Source organism: Pantoea sp. RSPAM1, assembly GCF_038816185.1.
GTDB classification, from domain to species: Bacteria; Pseudomonadota; Gammaproteobacteria; order Enterobacterales; family Enterobacteriaceae; genus Pantoea; species Pantoea ananatis.
Window position 1 is genome coordinate 307,436 of the sequence record NZ_CP046137.1, and the last position, 16,298, is coordinate 323,733.

16 protein-coding genes are annotated in these 16,298 nt (G+C 53.2%); 5 read left to right on the forward strand and 11 right to left on the reverse strand.

The genetic code is table 11. The features are described from left to right. Nucleotides 1-5 precede the first annotated feature (5 nt). The 7 genes from GKC68_RS01940 to GKC68_RS01970 are packed head-to-tail and all read right to left on the reverse strand — an operon-like array spanning nucleotide 6 to nucleotide 6,934. Nucleotides 6-956, reverse strand: coding sequence for an ABC transporter ATP-binding protein (locus tag GKC68_RS01940; protein ID WP_028724467.1), 951 nt, complete (start codon nucleotides 954-956; stop codon nucleotides 6-8). Beyond that, nucleotides 949-1,935 carry an ABC transporter ATP-binding protein gene (locus GKC68_RS01945; protein ID WP_028724466.1) on the reverse strand — a complete coding sequence of 329 codons (987 nt, stop codon included), beginning with the start codon at nucleotides 1,933-1,935 and terminating at the stop codon, nucleotides 949-951. Before GKC68_RS01945 ends, GKC68_RS01940 begins: the two co-directional genes overlap by 8 nt. Next, nucleotides 1,935-2,828: a D,D-dipeptide ABC transporter permease gene (gene ddpC / locus GKC68_RS01950; RefSeq protein ID WP_089528898.1), complete on the reverse strand. Its 894-nt coding sequence runs from the start codon at nucleotides 2,826-2,828 to the stop codon at nucleotides 1,935-1,937. Before ddpC ends, GKC68_RS01945 begins: the two co-directional genes overlap by 1 nt. Nucleotides 2,829-2,831: 3 nt before the next feature. Continuing rightward, on the reverse strand, nucleotides 2,832-3,848 hold the full coding sequence (locus GKC68_RS01955; protein ID WP_028724464.1) for an ABC transporter permease: 1,017 nt from the start codon (nucleotides 3,846-3,848) through the stop codon (nucleotides 2,832-2,834). A 54-nt stretch (nucleotides 3,849-3,902) separates the two neighbouring features. After that, nucleotides 3,903-5,462, reverse strand: coding sequence for an ABC transporter substrate-binding protein (locus tag GKC68_RS01960; RefSeq protein ID WP_028724463.1), 1,560 nt, complete (start codon nucleotides 5,460-5,462; stop codon nucleotides 3,903-3,905). A gap of 2 nt (nucleotides 5,463-5,464) precedes the next feature. Next, the gene (gene ddpX / locus GKC68_RS01965; protein WP_028724462.1) at nucleotides 5,465-6,049 is read right to left on the reverse strand and encodes a D-alanyl-D-alanine dipeptidase; all 585 of its coding nucleotides are present in this window, start codon (nucleotides 6,047-6,049) and stop codon (nucleotides 5,465-5,467) included. Between the two features lie 18 nt (nucleotides 6,050-6,067). After that, entirely contained in the window at nucleotides 6,068-6,934 is an 867-nt protein-coding gene (locus tag GKC68_RS01970; protein WP_064365815.1) for a MurR/RpiR family transcriptional regulator, read from the reverse strand. 629 nt (nucleotides 6,935-7,563) lie between these two features. Here GKC68_RS01970 and GKC68_RS01975 point away from each other — a divergent pair. The 4 genes from GKC68_RS01975 to GKC68_RS01990 all read left to right on the forward strand — a co-directional run bounded on the left by GKC68_RS01975 (nucleotide 7,564) and on the right by GKC68_RS01990 (nucleotide 10,180). Then, nucleotides 7,564-7,761: a hypothetical protein gene (locus tag GKC68_RS01975; RefSeq protein WP_013027591.1), complete on the forward strand. Its 198-nt coding sequence runs from the start codon at nucleotides 7,564-7,566 to the stop codon at nucleotides 7,759-7,761. A 1-nt stretch (nucleotide 7,762) separates the two neighbouring features. Continuing rightward, the gene (locus tag GKC68_RS01980; RefSeq protein WP_064365816.1) at nucleotides 7,763-8,584 is read left to right on the forward strand and encodes a hypothetical protein; all 822 of its coding nucleotides are present in this window, start codon (nucleotides 7,763-7,765) and stop codon (nucleotides 8,582-8,584) included. 133 nt (nucleotides 8,585-8,717) lie between these two features. Continuing rightward, nucleotides 8,718-9,398 carry an SDR family oxidoreductase gene (locus GKC68_RS01985; RefSeq protein ID WP_342656542.1) on the forward strand — a complete coding sequence of 227 codons (681 nt, stop codon included), beginning with the start codon at nucleotides 8,718-8,720 and terminating at the stop codon, nucleotides 9,396-9,398. Between the two features lie 122 nt (nucleotides 9,399-9,520). Further along, nucleotides 9,521-10,180 (forward strand): epoxyqueuosine reductase QueH, encoded by a 660-nt coding sequence (locus GKC68_RS01990; protein ID WP_014594818.1) that lies wholly within the window; start codon nucleotides 9,521-9,523, stop codon nucleotides 10,178-10,180. Between the two features lie 16 nt (nucleotides 10,181-10,196). On the opposite strand, the gene GKC68_RS01995 is transcribed toward GKC68_RS01990, so the two are convergent. The 3 genes from GKC68_RS01995 to proP form a co-directional block, all read right to left on the reverse strand. Then, entirely contained in the window at nucleotides 10,197-10,661 is a 465-nt protein-coding gene (locus GKC68_RS01995) for a helix-turn-helix domain-containing protein (RefSeq protein ID WP_028724458.1), read from the reverse strand. A 287-nt stretch (nucleotides 10,662-10,948) separates the two neighbouring features. Further along, nucleotides 10,949-11,926: a porphobilinogen synthase gene (gene hemB / locus GKC68_RS02000; RefSeq protein WP_014594817.1), complete on the reverse strand. Its 978-nt coding sequence runs from the start codon at nucleotides 11,924-11,926 to the stop codon at nucleotides 10,949-10,951. A 129-nt stretch (nucleotides 11,927-12,055) separates the two neighbouring features. After that, on the reverse strand, nucleotides 12,056-13,561 hold the full coding sequence (gene proP / locus GKC68_RS02005; RefSeq protein ID WP_028724457.1) for a glycine betaine/L-proline transporter ProP: 1,506 nt from the start codon (nucleotides 13,559-13,561) through the stop codon (nucleotides 12,056-12,058). A gap of 491 nt (nucleotides 13,562-14,052) precedes the next feature. On the opposite strand from proP, the gene GKC68_RS02010 reads away from it, so the two are divergent. After that, on the forward strand, nucleotides 14,053-14,373 hold the full coding sequence (locus GKC68_RS02010; protein ID WP_047713841.1) for a hypothetical protein: 321 nt from the start codon (nucleotides 14,053-14,055) through the stop codon (nucleotides 14,371-14,373). 50 nt (nucleotides 14,374-14,423) lie between these two features. Here the strand turns inward: GKC68_RS02010 and GKC68_RS02015 are convergent, their stop codons facing one another. Then, a complete protein-coding gene (locus GKC68_RS02015) occupies nucleotides 14,424-16,004 on the reverse strand; it encodes an EAL domain-containing protein (RefSeq protein WP_058705903.1) in 1,581 nt (526 codons plus the stop codon). Nucleotides 16,005-16,298 lie beyond the last annotated feature (294 nt).

Consider the following 16,298-nt stretch of genomic DNA (forward strand, 5'->3'; position numbering starts at 1 on the left):
GTGGCTTATGCCTGAACCGGGTTTTGTGCCTGCCAGCATCGCACCGCGCTGCCTTTTTCCTGTGACAGGAGTAACTGAGGCGCCTCGCAGCCGCTGGTGGCTTGCGGACAGCGATCGCGGAAATAGCATCCCGTTGGCAGGTGGCGGTTACCCGGTAGCTCGGTGTTCACAGGCGCGCCATCCAGCACTGCGCCGATGCGCGGCACGGACGCCATCAGTAACTGGGTATAAGGATGTTGCGGGGCATCAAGGACGCGCTGTGTTTCACCCAGCTCCACAATTTGTCCCAGATACATGACTGCAACGCGATCGCTCATATGGCGCACGACCGACACGTTGTGCGATATCAGGATATAGGTCAGGTTTTGCTGTTTTTGCAGTTCTACCAGCAGATTCAGAATCTGCGCCTGAACAGAAATATCCAGTGCCGAGGTCGGTTCATCCAGCACGATAATATCGGGCTGCGATGACAGGGCCCGGGCAATCGCGATGCGCTGACGCTGGCCGCCGGAAAACGCATGCGGCGGGCGGTCCAGGTATTCGGGGCGAATACCGACCTGGTGAGCCAGTGATTCCGCCAGCGCGCGCCGCGCTTTTTCTGAAGCACGCGACTGAATCCACACCGGCTCGGTGATAATGCGCCAGACGGGCAGGCGGGGGTCGAGTGAAGAGAGCGGATCCTGAAACACCATTTGCATGCGACGTCCCCGGTTAACGGCAGACGCTGTTGCCAGTTCGAGCTGGCCTGCGGTTGGGCTGAGCATGCCCATCAACAGTTTCGCCAGGGTGCTTTTTCCACAGCCGGATTCGCCAACAATCCCCAGCGTTTCTCCCTGTCTGACCTCCATATCCAGGCCATTCAGCGCATGGACCTGTTCCGTGACTTTGCCGCGCCAGTTCTTTTTGGCCGGGAAGGTGACATGGACGTTTTGCAGCCTAAGCAGAGCATCAGACATGCTGCGCCTCCTGTTGTGGATACCAGCAGGCAACCTGCTGCGCGGCGTTGTCGGTAGTATGCAAGCGCGGCGTGGTGGTGCAGCGTTCTCCTGCCGCAAAACAGCGCTCGCGAAAGGCACAGCCTGCGGGTAAGCAGGCCAGATTAGGTACGGTGCCGGAAATGGATGCCAGCGGAGCACGCGGTTCAATCGCGTCAGGCGAACAGGCCAGCAGACCAATGGAATAGGGATGGCGCGGTGAACGCAGCACGGTTTCAGTGACGCCGCTTTCAATGACGGACCCGGCATACATCACGTAGATCCGATCGCACAGCTGTGAAACCACCGCCATATCGTGACTGATAAACAGCACGGCGGTGCCAGTCGCTTCGGCTTTTTGTTTCAACAGGCGCAGTACCTGCCGCTGAACGGTAACATCCAGTGCGGTCGTGGGTTCATCCGCAATCAGCAGGTCTGGCTCACAGGAAAAGGCCAGGGCAATCATGACGCGCTGACGCATTCCGCCTGAGAGTTCAAAGGGATAGCGATCCATAACGTTCTTCGCATCCGCAATTTGCATATCGCCCAGCAGCGTAAGCGCCCGGGCTTTAGCCTCACGGACAGACAGAGAACAATGCTGACGAATCACATCGACCATTTGTTTACCAATGCGGCGGGTCGGATTCAGCGCGGTCATGGGCTCCTGAAAAATCATGGCAACACGATTGCCGCGCATTTTGCGCATGTCCACTTCACTGGCGGCGAGGACATCCTGACCCGCCAGCTCCAGCCTGCCGCCTTTGATGTGATAGCTGTGTTCGGGAATGAGCCGCATCGCCAGCATGGCGGTGACGGATTTCCCCGAACCTGATTCGCCGACAACGCCCACAATCTCGCCGCGATTGATGTGCATTGATACGCTATTCAGCACGTTCACCTCTCCCTGATAAACCGGGAAGCTGAGACGTAAATCCTCAATCGTCAGAATTCTTTCTTGCATCAGTTACGTCCTCCCGCTTTGGGGTCCAGCAGGTCCTGGATGCCATCGCCAAACAGATTGAATCCCACCGCTGTGATCAAAATCGCGGCCCCGGGAAAGGTGCAGTACCACCACTGGTCAAGAACATAGTTACGTCCGTTAGCCACCATTGCGCCCCATTCCGCCGTGGGTTGCTGAGCGCCCAGCCCGATAAAACCCAACGTTGCCGCCATCAAAATCGCGCTGCCAATATCCAGGGAGGCCTGCACCACCAAGGGCGGCAGAGCATTGCGCAGGATATGCCAGCTAATCAGGTGCCAGCGCGAAGCCCCGAACGTTTTCGCTGCTTCAACGAAGGTATGCTGTTTGACGATTAACGTCTGACCGCGCGCCAGCCGGACATAAAAAGGGATGCGCACAATGGCGATAGCCAGCATGGCGTTGAACAGGCTCGGCCCCAGCGCGGCAGCCAGCGCCATGGTGAGGACCAGAGAAGGAATAGACAGCATGATGTCCATCAGGCGCATTATTATCGCATCGCTGCGGCCACCTAATACGCCGGACAGACAGCCCAGTAACGAGCCGCTTATGCCAGCCAGCAGCACGACCGCCAGCCCTGCCGCGACCGACTGCTGGCTTCCCACCAGGACACGGCTGAACAGATCCCGGCCCACCTCATCAGTCCCGAACCAGTGTGCGGCACTGGGTGGCTGGAGGCGATCGGTCAGGCTAATGGCGTTGGGATCGTGCGGCACAATCCACGGTGAAAACACCATTAATCCCAGCACCAGCGTGATAATGGCGGCACCCAACAGGGTCAGTGGACTTTTACTCAGCATCCACAGGCGGCGTTTCCAGGCGAACAGGCTGGGTTTTACCTGACGCACGGCGGGCTGCTCTTGCGTTATCATCATGTTCTACGCTCCCCGACCCATTCGCGGGTCAATCCACAGATAAAGAAGATCCACGAACAGGTTTACCAGTACGTAAGCAAAGGAAACCACGATGGCGAAGCCCATCACCGCCGGGAAATCAAGCGCCTGAACAGAAGACACCACATACGCGCCCATACCTGGCCAGGCAAACACGGTTTCGGTTAATACTGCACCATAAAGCAGGTCGCCTAATGCCAGCCCCAGTACGGTTACGGAGGGAATCAGGGCATTGGGCAGGGCATAGCGCACGACAATAGTCCATTTCGGCAGCCCGCTGGCCAGCGCGGTACGAATATAGTCTTCGCTCAGCTGCTCCAGCATGGCCGAGCGAATCTGGCGCGCCACAATGCCAAGGTGAACAAAGGCCAGGGTGGTGGCAGGCAGGATCAGATGCTGAAGCGCATTAAAGAAGACCTCGATGTTGCCTTCCAGCAGGGCATCGATCAGATAGAAGCCGGTAACGCGCGTGGGGGGATCGAGCCAGTCATCCAGCCGTCCGCCGCCGGGCAGCAGGTTTAACTTGCCATAGAACAGCACGATCGCCCCAAGGCCCAGCCAGAAGGCCGGTGTGGAAATCCCGGTCAGCGCCAGCAGACGAACCAGATGATCGAGCCAGCGATTACGATACACCGCAGAGAGCACGCCCAGCGGCACGCCAACGAGCAGGGCGATGGTCAGGGCACAAAAGGCCAGTTCCAGAGTCGCGGGAAAAAACGCCCGCAGATCGTCCAGGACCGGGCGACCTGTCCGGATAGAGGTGCCGAGGTCGCCATGTAACAGCTGCTCCACATAACGAATAAATTGTTGCCATAACGGTAAATCCAGCCCCAACTGCTGACGGATGTGCTGGACGATTTGATCACTGGCGCGGTCGCCCGCCAGCAGCCTGGCAGGATCCCCGGGAATAAGATGTGAAATAATAAATGTAATGACGCAGACACCGGCGACCACCAACAGCAGTCCCCAGCTACGCTGTCTTAATAAACTCCAGTAACTCATCATGTCTTCCTCAGCAGGGCCATGCAGGCCCTGCATGAACGGGTGTGAGCGGTGTTATTCTTTATGCATGGTGGCGATGTTAAATATTTGCTCCAGCATCGGATTAAACACGTAGCCTTTAACCGATTTGTTCATCGCAACCTGATAATTTTTCTGGAATAAGTAAACGTAAGCTGCATCGTTAATTACGATATTTTGCGCTTGCTGGTAATCGGTAGTCCGCTCAGCCTGATTCGTGGTCGATACCGCTTTTTTCAGCAGCGCATCGACTTCAGGGTTGGAATAAAAGGAGCGGTTACCCGGCAGGCCTTTTTTGTCTGACGCAAACCAGTAATTCATAAACATGTAGGGATCGGCGAAGTCCGGGCTCCAGTTACCAATCGCGATGTCATAGTCTGCTTTACTGATGCGCTCGCGCATGGTGGCGTTGGCCAGTTTTTCCAGCTTCACATTGATGCCAATAGCCTGAAGGTTGGCCTGCATCGACAGGGCAATCGGCTCCCAGTTGGGATCGTTGTCAGAATAGAGGAACGACAGCGACTGCGGTTTGGTGGCCACTTTATCCATCTCCGCTTTGGCTTTCGCAAGATTAAAGTCGTACTGCATGGCTTTGGCATCGTAGCCCCACATGCCTTCCGGGATCGGTCCACGCATCTGTTTACCGTTGCCGCCCAGAATGCCCTGCACCATTCCCTGATAATCGGTGGCCCAGGAGATCGCTCTGCGCAAATCGGGCTGGTTCAGTGGCGGTTTACTGTTGTTGAGATAGAGATAGGTCACGCGCAGTGCGGGATAATCCTGCACTGCCACCTCATTTTGCTTTTTCAGGGCGGCAAACTGGTCCATCGGCAGGGCGTCAGCAATGTCTACATCACCTTTTGCCAGCTGCAGGCGTCGGGCCGAACTTTCACTGATAATCTTTACGGACACGCGCTTAAAGGCAGGCTTAGGTCCGGAGAAATGAGGATTCGGCACCAGCACGAGCTGCTGACCTTTCTGCCAGCGCTGCAGCATGTAGGCGCCAGAGCCTGCGGTATGGTCGGCCAGATAACTGCGCGCGTCGTCAGCGGCATTCGCTTTCAGCACGGCTGGGTTGATGATGGAAGCGCCGTCGTTAGCGAGCGTGTAAAGGAAAGGCGCAAACGGCGTCTTCAGTGTGAAGCGCACGGTAAGCGGGTCCACGACCTCAACGTTGAGATCGGACGGGAAGGCTTCTGAAGGCCCCTGCTTAATGCGCAGCAGGCGCTCAAACGACAGCTTAACGGCCTCCGCGTTAACGGCTGACCCATCCGCAAACGCGGCGCCGGGACGTAATTTAAACGTCCACACCTTCCCCTCCTCGCTGCTCTGCCAGCTTTCTGCCAGATCGCCTTCAACGTCTGTCGAACCCTTCCCGTCCTGGGTTTTGTATTTGATCAATCGTTGGTAGGCAGGATAGGTAACGGTCCAGTCGTTATTATCAATAGTCACGGCAGGATCAAGCGTCTGGGGATCGGCGGCTTTACCTATCACCAACATGTCCTTGGGAACCGCCGCCAGGACGGGTGTTGTGGTGGCTGCAAGGGTCATGGCCAGTAACAAAGGGCGAAAATAGCCGGGTGCTGTATGCATCATTTTCATGGTAATACTCCGTCAGTCTGGGCTGGGGATATGCAGGTGAAAACATCATTGAGCAGCGGATAACGGGCCGCTTCCGGTAATTCGAAATGCCACCATTCCGTGGCAATCCCAGTGAAGCCGCCGCCAAACATCACGGCATTAAGCAGCAGCCTGTTACGTTGGGCAGTTAGCGGTACGTCGGGATGATAGGGATGGGACAACGCCTGCATTTCATCGAATCCGGTGCCCATATCCAGAATCTGCCCTTCGGCATCGACCAGCGTGACGTCAATAGCGGTGCCACGACTGTGATTGGATCCTTGCGATAAAGGCACAACGTAATTCTGATCGGGGCAGGCGTGCCACAGCAGCTCCTGGGCTTTTTGCGGGCGATAGGCGTCCAGCACCAGCAGACTCAATCCGGCCACTTTTGCGATTGCGATGCTTTTCTCCAGCGCGCTAACCGCATCGGGGTGCAGCAGACAGCGGGCGACGCTGTAGATGGGCTGTCCCGTAATGTTATCGGCGGTGGCGTATTTAAGGTCGATAGTGAGCGCGGGAAAGGCCGCTGCAATATCGACTAACTCTGTTTCCTGCATCATGCTGTAATCCCTGTTTTGTTAATGTTCAAACTGGCCAAATTCCTGCTGTAACAGTCGGTTCTGTACCAGACGCTCAGAAAGCGCCGGGCCAAGTCTTTCCACGACGGCGGACAACAGCAGGTTGAAAAGGCAACTGATGGGCGCAAGAGAGTCCCAGAAATTGGCGGTATCCGTTTTTACCTGAAGCAGATCAACCGGGTAATCACGCGCCCATGGGCACCAGATGTCGGTGACGAGCGCCATCGCGACCTGGCGCTCGGTGGCAACCCGGCAAAACTGCCTTGCTACGGTGGAATAGGCCCGGGTATCGGTAAGAATGACGTAAGGCTTTGAAGACTCTGAATTCAGCGACTCCAGCCAGCTGCCTGAGCTGCCATCGGCGTAGGTAACGCGCGGGCGTAAATATTCCAGATGACTGAAAAAGGTGTTGGCAATCCCGCGTGTAGACTGAATTCCCAGCACGATGACCGTATCGGCATCCGCGATTTGCTGGCTGATATGGCGGAAACTATCCGTTTGGGCCAGCTGATAGACATAGCGAATGGCATCCAGCTCCATCTGCAGGGACTGACTGGACAGGTCGGGCAGGGTACGTTGCTGCTGCCAGGAACCAAGACGGTCAATAACGCCCCATTGCTTGTAGGGCGTATTGGGGACGTCGCGCAGCAGGTTTTTCACATCATCAAGGTTTTTAAACCCCAGCTTACGCAGGTAACGCCCTACGGTTATACCGCTGGTACCGGTCGCCTGGGCGATGCTGTCAGCCGTTTCAAACGGAATTTGCTCGGTATGACTTAACAGCCACGAACTAATCCGCTTTTCGCTCGGGGTTTGCAGGCTAAAAGCGGCTTCGATTTTTTTAATCAGGGCTTCGTTCCCGCTCATGTTGTCCTCAATGTTACCTGGCTGTCATTGCCTGCTTCGTTGTTATTCAGGTAACAAGCACGAAGCATGCCATATATCTGAGGTGCATGAAAATAAGCCGCACGTCAGAAGATTCAGTGGAGGGAGTGAGAGGAGGAATAGCCTGTCCATCAATCTGGCGCAATTAGGGTGCAACATATTTGAAACCTGCATCACATTGGGGCAACAAAATCGGCGGGAAGTGTGATGTAGGTGAAGAAAACGGTTTAGCACGGCGCGGACCCGGTCAGCGCGGTCAAGGCCGTTGCGCTACGGGGTCTGAGGACAAGGCATGGGGGCCTGAACGGTGCGGAGACATTACGCGTCACGCTGATGGCGAGCCAGAGACGATCGGTTTTTCAGGCCGCGTTTTGAACCCCAGGGAGTGAGGTAAAGCAAAAATTAGCGATGGCCGCGAAGGGGACAAATTCAGCGTTAAAATAACCTGTTTCTGGCGTAATTTTAAAAACGGCGGTCTTTTGCATGCAGAAAAAATTATGCCTGATTACCGCTTCGCTAAAGTGAGTTTTAAGAATGTTTACCGGCAATAAAATGGCAGTAAACACGATTCAGTCACATACTTGCTTTTTTGACTCGTTAAGTGACATATCATGATTAGCTTCGTTCGTTCTTTATTCGCCAGCCCGGATAAATTCCTGCAGATAATGAGCCGCCAGGACATAAACGACTCCATTGCGGATGGTGAGCGCATAATCATTGATGAAAATGGCAACGCTGCCGTCAATATTCTCAGTGATGAAGTAAAGGAAGATTTTAATCGGCACGTCAATACCTTAAAGGGAGTTTGAGGTGGGAACCGCAATTTTTATGGTACTGATGGTGAGTGGTTATTGGTACACCAGCCGGGATCTGTCCAGCCGTTTCAAAATACGTCGCTCTTCAGGATGGGATGTCTATTTTCTTGTCGCACTTTACGGCTGTATATTTGTACTGCAGGGCGTTTTCGTCACCGCCCTTATCTGGTTTATCTTGTTTCTTATTTCAAGCGTTTCCAATTTCCTGTATGCGTTTCCTGGCGATCATTTGCAACTGCAAATGAAGTTCATGAACTGGAGTTTTCTCGGTATTCAGGCTCCAGTGGTCATCATGCTGAGCTTTGCCATCCTGTTCTGTCTCTACCGGTCAAACTGGGCAGGCAGCGCACGACTGAACGTGTCCGGTCGCAAAGATCTTTATCAGAAGCTTTCACGATCCAATGGTGTTGAACAGATGCTGTTCCAGTGCATGGAAGAAGGCGAGCTGGCCTGGATCACGTTAAAATCCCGCCGCATTTATATCGGCATGGTACACGCTGCCACCTTTGAATATGAGCGCACGGCCAATATCGTGCTCATCCCGATGCTGAGCGGCTACCGCGACAGTCATACGTTGAAACTGTCGGTCGAGCACAACTACAGCAGTTGGTATGCCGAGCACGACATCACACTGGATTCTGAGCCGAAAAACGCGATGGCATTTCGAAAAGTCATCATGGTGGATCAGGTTGAAAGCTTCTCACTGTTTGATCCCGCCAGCGCAACTGCACTGTCAATGGGCGAAGACCATCCGCAGAGCGTTGCGAAAAGTCGTGAAGGTGACCCTTCATCCCCGCCAGACCAGCAAATTGAATAATACCGTCACACCTCTGTCCGTACGTATTCACTGCCCCATGAATGCTGTCTGAATGCAAAATAGCATTGATGATGCAGTGTGTTTGCCCATACGCATCTACGCTGTCTACGACGTTCATCAACGAGGAAACGCTATGGTTTATCAAGGCAAAGCATTAGTGATTGGTGCATCACGTGGCATAGGACTGGCGGTCGTCAAGGCGTTTGCGGCCAACAACTGGCAGGTCACGGCCACCCATCGCAGTGATATCCCCCCGCAGGGAGAAATCCAGCAGGTTGACTGGCGTCGGCTCGATATGACGCAGACCGAGGCGGTTAAGCAATTTGCGGTTGGGCTGAGCGGGCAGCCTTTTGACGCGATTCTGATCAACGCCGGCATTTACGGGCCTGCTCATCAGAAGCTGTCAGAGAGCAACGAGGCTGAGCTCATCCAGCTGTTTATTACTAATGCCGTTGCGCCGATACGAACCGCAGAAATTTTGCTGCCGTTACTGAACCAGCAACACGGCGTACTGGCGTTAACCTCATCTCAACTTGCCAGCCTGAATGAGAATCGTCATGCAGAAGCGCCGCTTTACTCAGCCAGCAAAGCGGCCCTTAATATGCTCACGCGCTCGCTGGCCAGACCGGTGGAGGCGCAAAACGGCACGCTGCTGACCCTGCATCCCGGTTGGGTCAAAACGGATATGGGAGGCGATGCGGCACCGCTCACGCCTGAAGAAAGCGCCAATGGGATTGTTACGCAGTTAACCGCCAGTCGGGGACGTGGCGGCCATCACTATCTGGACTACGCGGGCAAAACGCTTCAGTGGTGAGGTAAAGGTTGCAGCAACGCTGACGGGCTTACAGGGGGCGTGGCAGCCGTCAGCGTGAAATTTTGCAACATCCGCGCCCCGGCATTACACTGCGCTTTTGATTACATTGATTGAAGGTGCTTATGTCTCAGCCCTACGAGCGACAACCGCTGCCCTTACCCGGCGGCCATAAAAAAGTGCTGTTGCACTCCTGCTGCGCGCCCTGTTCGGGAGAAGTCATGGAGGCGATGCTGGCATCCGGCATTGAATACACCATCTATTTCTATAATCCGAACATCCATCCGCTTAAAGAGTATGAGCTGCGAAAAGACGAAAATATCCGCTTTGCCGAAAAGTTTGGCGTGCCCTTTGTCGATGCGGACTACGATCGTGACGACTGGTTTAAACGTGCCAAAGGGATGGAGTGGGAGCCGGAGCGCGGTGAGCGCTGCACCATGTGTTTCGATATGCGTTTCGAGCGCACGGCGCTGTACGCCCATGAAAATGGTTTCCCGGTGATCACAAGTTCACTGGGGATTTCCCGCTGGAAAAACATGCAGCAAATTAACGACTGCGGCGTACGTGCTGCCGCACATTATCCCGATCTGTCCTACTGGGAGTTCAACTGGCGCAAAGGCGGCGGATCGGCACGCATGATTGAAATCAGCAAGCGTGAAAGTTTTTATCAGCAGGAATATTGCGGTTGTGTTTACTCCCTACGGGATACCAATCGTCATCGCGTTGCCAGTGGTCGCGAGCGGATCCAGATTGGCGTACAGTACTATAAGCCTGATGATAACTAGTTTTTTGCTGCCACGTTTACAGCAAGCGGACTAAATGACTAACCCCGAAGGTTTCGTTTATTCCGCTATATAACTTCTTTATTGGGTGGTTTTCAGCCTTACTACATACGCTGCAAGGATGGGCGTTGCTGTCGGTCACGTTCAGTCGCTGGCTTTTACGGCATACGCTAGGCGTACAGCCCATCATCTGCTTAAAGGAGCGGGTAAAAGACTGCTGACTTTCAAAGTGGTATTTAACCGCCAGGCTGATAATGGGCGCATGGCTGTATTTCAAATCATTAATACAGGAAATTAATTTCTTTCTACGGATGTAATGGGCCAGCGTCTCATTATGATAACGGGAAAATAGCTTTTGTAGATACCATTTTGAATAACCCGCCTTTTCAGCAATGTCGTCAATGCTTAAGCGCTGATCCAGATTCTTATTAATCCAGTCAGTAACAGAAATAATCACGCTCTCATTGTATTTATTCTCATTCATAACACCCCCTTAAATTTCGAAGGTGATTGTAAATTATCCTGTGTTTTTCAAAACATTACATGCGTAAAGATTCTTAAGGAAGTGAATGGTTATTTCCTGCGATGTGGAAGTATAAGCTTAATGATTATATTGCGTTGCGATTTGTGTATTATTTGTTTACTGAATAGAGGACATTATTCGTAATGTGATTATTTCACGCCAATTAGCATCGCGTTTATTTCACCTTTCACAGAACAGGAACAATGCCTTCTGCGAGGATGCATGCACCGTCGCAGAAGGGCCATGGCTCAGAGCAGGTTGTTCTCAGCCAACTCAAGTGCAAAATAGCTGAAAATCAAATCTGCGCCAGCCCGCTTGATCGCGCCAAGGCTTTCGAGCACGACATTACGTTCATCGATGGCGCCCGCCTGAGCCGCGAATTTAATCATCGCGTACTCACCGCTAACCTGATAGGCCGCCAGCGGAAGTTCAGTGCGCTCGCGGATATCGCGCAGAATGTCCAGATAGGCTCCGGCCGGTTTGACCATCAGTGCATCGGCACCTTCAGCCGCATCAATTAACGACTCGCGAATAGCCTCACGACGGTTCATCGGGTTCATCTGATAGGTTTTACGATCGCCTTTCAGGGCCGTACCTGCCGCTTCCCGGAAGGGGCCATAGAAGGATGACGCAAACTTGGTGGAATAAGACATGATCGCTGTCTGGGTAAAGCCTGCGGCGTCCAGCGCCTGGCGTATCGCCTGAACCTGGCCATCCATTGCGGCAGAGGGCGCGATAAAGTCGGCCCCTGCCGCCGCCGCCACAACGGCCTGCTTGCCCAGATTGATCAGGGTGGCATCGTTATCAACGCCATGGTCACACAGCACGCCACAGTGCCCGTGGCTGGTGTATTCGCAGAAGCAGGTATCCGACATCACGATCATTTCAGGCACGGTGTCTTTGCAGATTTTCGACATACGTGCCACCAGGCCGTTTTCATTCCACGCATCGCTGCCGGTCGCGTCGGTATGATGGGAAATCCCGAAGGTCATGACCGATCGAATGCCCGCCTTAGCGATACGTTCAATTTCGTAGGCCAGACGTTTTTCAGGAATACGTCTTACGCCAGGCATGGCCTGAATATCTTTATAATCATCAACACCTTCCTCAACAAAAATGGGCAGGGCCAAATCGTTCAGGCTAAGGCTGGACTCCTGAAACATTGCACGCATTGACGCGCTGGCGCGCAATCTTCTGGGACGTTGGGTAAGGGAAAAATCAGACATAGACACTCACGTAGCCAGTTGAAATAAGACGCACAGTCTACTCCGATTAAGTGCAGGCGATGAAGGTTTGTGTGCGGTGTGCAGAGACAGCAAAAGATTCTCCCGCCTCAGGGGCGGGAGAGAGGGGCGTTACTCGTTGATATTGGGGTGCTGTTCGACCAGACTTTTACGTTTGGCTTCCAGGCGAGCCATCTCGGCGTCGATATCTTCGATTTTCTGCTCGATGTTATCGTGATGCTCCTGCAGAATTTCGCGCGCTTCTTCCATGTCAGAAGCGGCAGGTGTTGCACCTTTTAGGGGCTTATTCGCCGTCTCTTTCATGTAGAGGCCGGTAATCAGGCCAATGACCGCAACCACCATCAGATAGTAAGCGGGCATATAAAGGTTATTGGTCGATTCTACCAGCCAGGCCGCTAACGTTGGCGTGAGGCCTGCAATCAGTACCGATATGTTGAAGGCGCTGGCTAATGCACTGTAGCGAATGTGCGTCGGGAACATAGCAGGCAGTGACGAAGCCATCACGCCGGTAAAGGCATTAAGGATCACGGCCAGCAGCAACAACCCAGCGAAAATCATTCCCAGCATGCCGCTGTTGATCATCATGAAGGCCGGAATGGCGAAGATCATCAGGGCGATACTGCCGATAATCACAAACGGACGACGGCCAAAGCGGTCGCTCAGCAGCCCCATCACGGGCTGGACAAACAGCATGCCCATCATGATGGCGATGATAATCAGCACGCCATGATCTTCAGAGTAGTGCAGGTTGTGCGACAGGTAACTTGGCATGTAGGTCAGCAACATGTAATAGGTCACGTTGGTTGCAATAACCAGACCGATGCAGGCTAGCAGGCTACGCCAGTGTTTGGTGGCGATTTCTTTGAAAGAGACTTTCGGGCCATCACGCAGGCCTTCGCGATCGCCTTGTTCCAGTTTGTCGACGTGCTGCTGGAACGCGGGGGTTTCTTCCAGGGCATGGCGTAAATACAGGCCAATAATACCCAGTGGCAGGGCCAGGAAGAATGGAAGACGCCATCCCCACGCAAGGAAGTTCTCTTCACCGATGATGGTAGAAATTAAGACGACGACGCCCGCGCCCAGCACGAAGCCGGCGATAGAACCAAAGTCCAGCCAGCTTCCCATAAAGCCGCGCTTGCGGTCAGGCGAATACTCGGCCACAAAGATAGAGGCACCGGTATATTCCCCACCCACAGAAAAGCCCTGAGCCATTTTGGCCAACAGCAGCAGAATCGGCGCCCAGATGCCAATGGAGGCATAGGAGGGAATCAGGCCGATACAGAAGGTACTGACCGACATAATGACGATGGTAATCGACAGGATTTTCTGACGACCATATTTATCCCCCAGCATGCCGAAAAACAGGCCGCCTAAAGGACGAATCAGGAAAGGAACGGAGAAGGTTGCCAGTGCGGCAATCATTTGAATCCCTGGAGAGGCATCCGGAAAAAACACCTTACCCAAGGCATAAGCCACAAAGCCATAAACACCAAAATCAAACCACTCCATGGCGTTACCCAAAGAGGCGGCGGTAATGGCTTTACGTAAACGGGAATCATCAATGATGGTGACATCATCTATCCCAATCGGTTTTACACGCTTCCTACGCAATTTCATAGAATTACCCTGTAATGGAACATGAAAGTCCTCAACGGCGCGAACCGAAAACAGCGTTCAGACCGCTGCGTTGAGGAAATTTAAGCATAGCCGTAAAACAGCATTGTCTGTCGATACATCAAAACGACAAATACTGTCGTTATCTGATTTATCGGCCGCAGAGTATAACGTTTTTGTGTGATATTTGTCATGTTTGACCTGAAAACGAACAATTTTACCGGTGGTTTATAGCAGCCGCTGAAAGGAAAAAAAGTCAGGTTCTGCGCGCGTTTGCGTGTTAAGTGAGCGCTGCGGTTTGAGCACCCTCAGCCATCTGCCTAAAGCTATTAACAAAGATTAAGGATTGGACGGGTTAAGGTTTGAGGCTTGCCTATCAGAACGCCTTCAGCAATACTCTTTCACCTTGATTTGGAGGAAGAATGTCAAGGAAAACACCCCATGCTTGCCAGAACCCTTGGGTGGCTCAGATAGATAGTGTAGAAAGAAAATTAATGAATTCTTCTGAGGTGCCCACGGCTTCCCAGTCTCCTGAAGCGCAGCTCAGTTCTGGATGGTTTAGCTGCCGCACTAAATACTGGATTGATCGACTGGCTCAATTGAGCGAAGCACTACAAACATCGACCGTGACAGGTAAGCAATGCTCGGAATACGAGGAGTGCCAGCAGCTGTTGCAGCAATCGATGCCTACGCTGCAACGGTTGAATCAGCGCGCCAGTGCGCCTGTTGAGCACGTCATTCAGCAGGAAGAGGCCATTGCGGTGGCAATGCGGGCGGCGAGTAAGCAGCGTGCAGCACAACGAAAAGCGCGTTGATTTAGCGCTTCTTCACCGTCATTGTGCCGCGTGCGTCACTAAGTTGCGGCTCAGGTGTTTTCAACCTCAACCGGCAAATGACCATATTGTTTCATCCATGCCACGATCGTGGGGTTATCCATGGGCCTGGCGTAAAAATAGCCCTGGATGAAGGTGACACCATGCTGCTGTAAATAGCGGAACTGCATTGCCGTTTCGACGCCTTCTCCCAATACCTGCAGCTTCAGTTTATGGCTCAGACTGATAATGGCGTCCAGCACCGGCGTTTCACCCTCCAGGGATTCGATGGCATTGATAAAACCCTGATCGATTTTTAGGTAGTCCAGCGTAAAGGTTTGCAGGTAACTCAGAGAGCAGTGCCCCGTACCAAAGTCATCGATAGCGATTTTCATGCCTGCCTGACGGAGTTGCGCCAGCTTAGCCGCGACGAGGCTCCCTTCTTTAATCAGGCTCCGCTCCGTCAGTTCCAGAGTAATGTTGAATTCGGTTCTCGCCATCCTGTCAGCAAAATTAAGCATATCGTCAACAAAATCCGGGTGCTGAAGATGCTCGGCAGCCACGTTAATCGCCAGATGAAAGCCGGGGTCAGGCGCCCAGCTTTGCGTGTCTTCAACGATCAACTCCATTAAATGATGGGTAATCGGGATAATCATCCCTTCTGCTTCTGCGGCGGCAATAAAGGTGTCCGGGCGCACGCTGTTACCGTTGGGCAGGGTCCAGCGCAACAGGGCTTCTGCGCCCGTGCAACGTTGCTGCGTATAGCTGTAGGTAGGTTGATAATGCACGCTGAACTGACGGGACTGAATGGCGCGACGAATTTCATCTCCCCATGAAAAGCGTCGGCGAAGCCATGAGGCGGTAATAATCATAAACAGTACGGAAAAAATCGCCGCCATTGGCATAAACACGAAAAGAAGCTGTGTCCATGCTTTAACCAGCTCAGTACCGGGTGCTATCAGGGTGACGTTGATGCTATAGCGGGAAGAGGTTGCATGATAGATCTGAGGCTTAAACCACTTGTCATCGGCCATTTCACGATCGCCTGACACGATGGGCGCACCGTTGCTAAAACGCATGGTTATCTGATAGTGATGCGTACTGCCCAGTGCGCTCATAAAATCAATAAGATACTGCCCTTCAACCATCACCCAGAGGGCTCTGCCAGCTGCCAGCTGGCGCACAAATATCACGGCAGGTCGGTCTGGCACGATGTAAGAACCCGCGAGGGACAGGCTCCACCAGTCTTTGCCGGTCACGGGCGGGGCGACGCCGATCATGGCTTTAAGCGTAGCGGGCTTGTTACCGTAGGCAGAAGAGCAGCTTATCGTGTTGCTTTCCAGTTTGCCGATACTGCGAAAATAGGGATGGAAACTGCTATTAATCCGCAGCGTATTTTCTATCTTTTCACAGGGTTGGTACTCATATTGGCGCAGCCAGGCGATCATGCTCCAGGCATTATCGCTGATTTTTTCTGCCTGAGACAGTAAGGTCGCGGCCGTATCAATTTGCTGTTCTTTTACTGTTTTTCTGGCATCGATCATCGTGAACACTAACCCCAGGAGCAGCGGCAAGAGTCCTGCGAGGACAATGAGCGAATGAGCATGCTCCTGTTTTCTTTTTATGAGCGGCACCGTAAAACCTCTGAATCGTGATCGTGTTTTGAGAGGTGCTAAGGGTTAATGCAGCATAGCACGCCAGTTCACGCCGCTGGTGAACAGTCGGAAATCCCTTATTCTCCGATAGGGTCAATTATCGACCTGACAGGCAATTCATTGACAAAAAAATTCATGCTATTAGTGAATGCTCACACATTAGATTGATGGCGGCTGCAAAAGGGTCGTGGAAAAGGTGAGCATGAGGATGTCCTGAAAAGGGAGCCGCAGCTAAGCCGTGGGAGGAGTATCCCAAAACACAGCAGCCAGAAG